Origin of the sequence: Pseudodesulfovibrio sp., assembly GCF_028692895.1 — a bacterium.
Taxonomy (GTDB): domain Bacteria; phylum Desulfobacterota; class Desulfovibrionia; order Desulfovibrionales; family Desulfovibrionaceae; genus Pseudodesulfovibrio.
Map to the genome: position 1 here is coordinate 1 of NZ_JAQUWN010000120.1, position 5,394 is coordinate 5,394.

The window sequence follows — 5,394 nt, forward strand, 5'->3', positions numbered from 1 at the left end:
CACCTTGCCGGTGCGGGCCATGTCCTGCACGGCGGGCCAGGACCCGGCCTGGTGGCGGACGGTCAGGCCCATGCGCTTGACCAGCAGCTCGTTCATGCAGTCCACCAGGATGCCGGTGACCTGGCCGTCCTTTTCCATGGAAAAGGGCGGGAAGGCGGCGTTCCAGCCGCAGGTCACGGTGGTGTTGTCGGCGGCCATGGCCAGGGTGGGGGCCAGGGGCAGGGTGGCGGAGGCGACGGCTATCAGGCGCAGGGCCTGGCGGCGGGAGATGGTGGTCATGGCGGTTCCTGTGGGCTTGGTTGCGGTTTCGGGCATCATAGGGCGAGTATCGGATTATTGCAACGTGCCGTTTTCCCGTTCCTTGTTCGGCGGATCAGGCCAGGAATCCCTTGATGCCGGTGAAGATGATCTGGGCGGCCATGGCCGAGAGGACCAGGCCGGTGACCTTGGTCAGCACCGAAAGGCCCATGTGGCCGATGAACTTCTTGGCCGCCGAGGCCGAGAAGAGCAGCGTGCCCACGGTCAGGCAGGCCGCCGCCAGCGCGCCCGCGCCCACGAGCTGGTGCGTTCCCTTCAGCTCGGCGCCCAGGACCAGCAGGGTGCCGATGGTGGCCGGGCCCACGGTGATGGGGATGGCCAGGGGCACCACGGCCGGGTCCGTGTCGTCGTCGGACTCGGGCCGCTGCCGCTTGCCCGAGACCAGGGACACCGCCGAGAGGAAGAGCAGCGCGCCCGCGCCCACCCGGAATCCGTCCTGGGTCAGTCCCAGAGTGGAGAAGATCGGGTTGCCCGCGAAATACAGAATCAGCGCGATCGTGAGCACCGCGATGGTGGTGCGCAGGGCCAGCCGGTGCTGCGTGGGCACGTCCATGCCCTCGGTCATGGAGAGGAAGACCGAGAGCACGAAGAACGGCGTCAGCAGGAAGAACAGCTTCATGTAAAGGGAAATGAACAACGAGGCCATGTATTTCTCCTATTCCTCAAAGATGTCGCCCACCTTGATCTCGTTGGTGAGCGGGTCGACGCGGGTGAAATTGATGCTGAACGACTGGCCGGGGTAGAGCTTGTCGCCAAGCATCTTGCGCGGCACCCGGACGTTGATCTGCAGGTGGGGCATGGACAGGGTGGCCATGGGCCCGTTCTCCTCCACCAGCACTGCGGGCTGGAGGGTTTTGCGGTGGTGGGCCAGGTAGACCAGCTTCCAGTAGCGGGGGCGGAAGCGCTGCACCGCGCCCACGGCCTTGACGCGCATGTCCAGGTGGACGGCCAGCCGGTCCAGGGACTCGGCGTCCAGCCGGGGCGCGCCCGCAGCCAGGAAGGAGCAGACCTGGGCCATGTTCACGAAGTCGGTGTAGCGGCGCAGGGGCGAGGTGATGGGCGCGTAGGCCGGGACGGCCAGAGCCGCGTGCCGCCGGGGCGTTGTCTCCAGCACGGGCGGCAGGAGGAGCTTGACCGCGCGCAGGATCTCGGCGGGTTCGGTGAAGATGCCCGCCGATTCCTGGGGCAGGGCGATGTCCTGGGTGCGGTGGAGCAGGGGGACGCCGTTGTCCCGCGCCCAGAGGGCCAGGCCCGCGTTGGCCAGGATCATGAATTCGCTGATGACCAGCTCCGCGCGGGGGCTGGGGTCCTTGAGGACGATCTCCACCTCGGTGTCCCGCCCCTCGCCGGAGATGGTGACCACGGGCTCGGGCTTGCGGATGACGCTCGCGCCCTCTTCCAGGCGGCGCTCCAGGCGCAGCCCTGCCAGCCGGTGGGCCAGGGCCAGGGCCGGGTCGCTCCCCGAGGCGATGGCCGCCTCGGCCGCCTCGTAGGTCATGTTCTCGCGCACGCGAATCCAGGCCGCGTGCGGAGTGGTCGAGACCAGCGCGCCGCGCTCGTCCAGCACGAAGGTGGTCAGCAGGGCCGGGCGGACCTCGCCCGCGCACAGGCTGTAGAGCCCGGTGCCGAACGTTTCCGGCAGCATGTGGGCCGTTCCCTCGGGCAGGTAGAGGGAAGTGGCCCGGTCCATGACCTCGCGGTCCAGGCCCGAGCCGAACTCCCAGTGAGCGTCGGGCCTGGCCAGGCCGATGGTCAGCCGGTACCCGGACCCGGCGGCCTCGATGTGGAAGACGTCGTCGATGTCCCGGGTGGTGGCCCCGTCGATGGAGACGAGGTCGATGGGCTCCGGCTCCTGGAGTTGATTGGAAAAGTCAGTCTTTATCCTTGCGATATCATTTGTGAAGGATTCAGACCAGCCATCTCCCCACTCATATTCGGCCTCGTCCAGGTGGTAGTTGTGGTGGGCCGGCAGGATTCCCCAGCTCTGGGCCAGGAGCAGGGGGAGGTGGGGCACGTCCGGCAGCCCCTTGGAGATGGCCGCCCAGATCTTGCGGTCGTTTTCGTCCAGGTTTTCGGCCACCTTGCCTCGGAGGATGCGGGCCAGGGCGTCCGCCAGTTCGTCCTCCAGCGCGGGCAGCCGGGGGGAGCGGCCCTGGATGTGGGCGCTCCACAGCTCGGCCAGCATGGTCTGCCCGGCGGAGGTGACGGCCTCGCGGCTCTTTTCCTCGGTCTGTTCGCGCATGCGCTGGTCGACCTTTTCCTCGGGCCAGATCTCGAACACGGGCGGCCGGAACTTGAAGTGGGTCTTGGTGGCGAGCATGGCCCGGCCCAGCCCGGCCAGCTCGTCCGGTCCGGCGTCCTCCCAGAGCAGGTCCGCGAACCAGGACAGGGGCGCGCTCTCCAGCTCGCCCTGGGCCAGGGACCACAGCTCCATGACGTCGAGTCCGGCCTGGATTTCGCCGCGCCGCTCCTGGCGTTCATTGAGGATGTCCTGTATTTCCTGGCGGTTGGCCTCTGGATCGCCCACGGGGCCGGTCCAGGGCAGCAGCCGGGCGGCCGGGAGCTTCATCTCCCGCTTGTTGATGGTCCACAGCCGGAGCCTGCCCGACGTTTCCTCCAGCACCCAGGCGAGCTGGGGCTGGTCGCCTTGCATGAATTCCACCACCGTGCCGGGGCGGACCGAGGGACTGAGCAGGTTTGATTTGGCCATGATTCCGCTTTGTCTAAAGTTTCGCGTTGTTGTATGTGTTTTCTAGCATGAAAAGATTGCCAGCGTAAGGGCCCCGGGATAAGTGAAAGCCATGGAACGGGAACTCGTCGAAGCCCTCGGCATCGTGGCCGGATGCTGCACCACCGCGGCCTTCGCGCCCCAGGTGGTCCGCACCTGGCGGACGCGCTCCGTGGCGGACATCTCGCTCGGCATGTACGGGCTGTTCTGCCTGGGCGTGGCCCTGTGGCTGGTCTACGGCCTGCTGGCCGATTCCCTTTCCGTCATCCTGGCCAACGGCGCGACCCTGGTCCTGGCGCTGGCCGTCCTGGTCATGAAGCTCCGCTTCGGCCGGAAGGGCCGCCAGCCCCTCGACGGGGACGACTGAGCCCGCCTTTCGCACCGGCCCCGGTGCAGCGAAGAGGCCGTTTCCCCATTCTTCCTGTTATATCCTTACGATTCTTAACGATTCCCCGGGTGTTCCCGGACTCCATTTTGCCGTCCGGCCGACGAAACCGCGCCGGAAGCGAGGCGCAAGCGCCCGGCGGGATCAATACGCATCTGCATACGCGAGAGCCCGCCGGGCGCGCGGCGACGAAGCAGACGGCGCGCTCACGCCCGCCTGCGTTTTCTTTAATGCTTGAAGGAGCGTTGGGCGGTGAAGACCATGGCCACCTGCGGGGAGGCCTCGTTGACCGCCTGGATGACCTCGTGGTCGCGGATGGAGCCGCCGGGCTGGGCGATGGCCGTGACGCCCTGGTCCATGCACAGGTCCACGCCGTCGCGGAACGGGAAGAAACCGTCGGAGACGAGCACGGAGCCGGGCAGGCCGCCGCGCGCCTCCTGGGTGCGCTTCTCGATGTCTTCGAGCTTGGCCTTCATCTCCGGGTCCTTGATGGCCGCCAGCTTGAGCTCGAACAGGGACTTGCCCAGCTCCTTGGAGGAGAGCAGGTCCGCGTGCTTGATGTAGGCCTTGGTCACGGCCAGGAGCACGCAGCCGACGCGGTCCTGCTCGCCGGTGCCGATGGCCGTGGTCACGCCGTCGCGGACGAAGATCACGGAGTTGGAGGTGACCCCCGCCTCCACGGCCCAGGCGAAGAGCAGGTCCTCGGCCTCCTGCTTGCTCGGGGCGCGGGCCGCGAACTCGTTGCCGTCCTTCTCGGCCCTGGCCGGGATGAAGTCGTCCACGGACAGGATGCGGTTTCGGAAGGAAAACTGGAGAACCATGCCGCCGTCGGACAGGGACTTGATGTCCAGGAACGGGGTGGTGGTCAGTTCGCCCAGGCGGGTGATGCCGGGAATCTCCAGGATGCGCAGGTTCTTGCGCTTCTTGAGCACTTCCAGGGCCTCGGGCTCGAAGGCCGGGGCGGCCACCACCTCGAAATATACGGAATTGATCAGCTCGGCGGTGGCCAGGTCCAGGGTGCGGTTGACCACCACGGCCCCGCCGAAGGCGGCGATGCGGTCGGCCTCGAAGGCGCGCTTGAGGGCCACGGCCACCCCTTCGTCGGTCCAGGCCGCTCCGCAGGGATTGTTGTGCTTGAGGATCAGGGCCGCGGGCTTGGCGGAGAGGTACTGAAGGATGTTGAGGGCGTTGTCCACGTCGGTCAGGTTGGTCTTGCCCGGGTGCTTGCCCGCCTGGAGCATGTGCTCCTCGGTCAGGGCGGAGACCAGCCCCTGGCCCGCGCCCATGAACTTGACGCCGCCGATCTCGAGCCGGCCGTCCACCAGTTCGTAGAGGGCGGCGGGCTGGTCCGGGTTCTCGCCGTAGCGCAACCCCTTGGTCTCGCCGTCGATTTCCCAGGTGCGTTTTTTGAAGGTCAGCTCCTGGTCGCCCAGGGTCAGCTTCATGTCCGCGGGAAACGGGTCCTGCTGCAGCGTGTGGTACATCTTCTTCAAGTCGCTCATGGTGGGTCTCTCCCTGTTGGTGCTCGTGAGGGGGCGGTCATAGCACAGCTTGTCCCGGTGGGCAATCGGACCGCCGCCACCCTTTTTCGGCGGATTTTTCCAACAAGGTGAAATTTATCATAGCTCTGCTCTCCATCCTTCGGCTAATTCTGTTTATGACTACCTCTCTCTATTGGCGAGGGTGGCAACATCAACAGGAGGCAGCGTCATGAAGCGATTCCGTGATTGGGGAATGCAAACCAAGGTGTTGAGTCTTTTCCTCGCCGCCATCATCATCTTCATGGCGGGGTTGCTCGGCTATTTCATCCCCGTGGTGGGTGAATCGCTCATGACGGAAAAGCGGCTGGCCACCAAGAGCGCCGTGGAGACCGCCTATTCCGTGCTGACCTACCTGGGCGAGCAGGAGGCCACCGGCGGGCTGGCCCGCGAGGAGGCCCAGGAACGGGCCAAGAAGGCCATCG

General features: G+C 66.5%; 5 protein-coding genes and 1 pseudogene. 2 read left to right on the forward strand and 4 right to left on the reverse strand.

Annotation, left to right across the window (positions count from 1 at the left end):
* The 3 genes from PHP91_RS16945 to PHP91_RS16955 all read right to left on the reverse strand — a co-directional run.
* A partial coding sequence (locus PHP91_RS16945) for a transporter substrate-binding domain-containing protein (RefSeq protein ID WP_300143612.1) occupies window positions 1-279 on the reverse strand: 279 nt, incomplete at its 3' end.
* 94 nt (window positions 280-373) lie between these two features.
* Complete coding sequence (locus PHP91_RS16950; RefSeq protein WP_300143615.1) at window positions 374-964, reverse strand: MarC family protein; 591 nt, start codon at window positions 962-964, stop codon at window positions 374-376.
* Window positions 965-973: 9 nt separating this feature from the next.
* The gene (locus PHP91_RS16955; RefSeq protein ID WP_300143618.1) at window positions 974-3,028 is read right to left on the reverse strand and encodes a ribonuclease catalytic domain-containing protein; all 2,055 of its coding nucleotides are present in this window, start codon (window positions 3,026-3,028) and stop codon (window positions 974-976) included.
* Between the two features lie 91 nt (window positions 3,029-3,119).
* Between PHP91_RS16955 and PHP91_RS16960 the strand changes: the two genes are divergently transcribed.
* Entirely contained in the window at window positions 3,120-3,413 is a 294-nt protein-coding gene (locus PHP91_RS16960) for a SemiSWEET transporter (protein ID WP_300143621.1), read from the forward strand.
* 245 nt (window positions 3,414-3,658) lie between these two features.
* Here the strand turns inward: PHP91_RS16960 and PHP91_RS16965 are convergent, their stop codons facing one another.
* Window positions 3,659-4,933 carry an IMP cyclohydrolase gene (locus tag PHP91_RS16965; RefSeq protein ID WP_300143624.1) on the reverse strand — a complete coding sequence of 425 codons (1,275 nt, stop codon included), beginning with the start codon at window positions 4,931-4,933 and terminating at the stop codon, window positions 3,659-3,661.
* 208 nt (window positions 4,934-5,141) lie between these two features.
* Between PHP91_RS16965 and PHP91_RS16970 the strand changes: the two are divergent.
* Window positions 5,142-5,394: pseudogene (locus tag PHP91_RS16970) on the forward strand (chemotaxis protein); the annotation flags it as partial.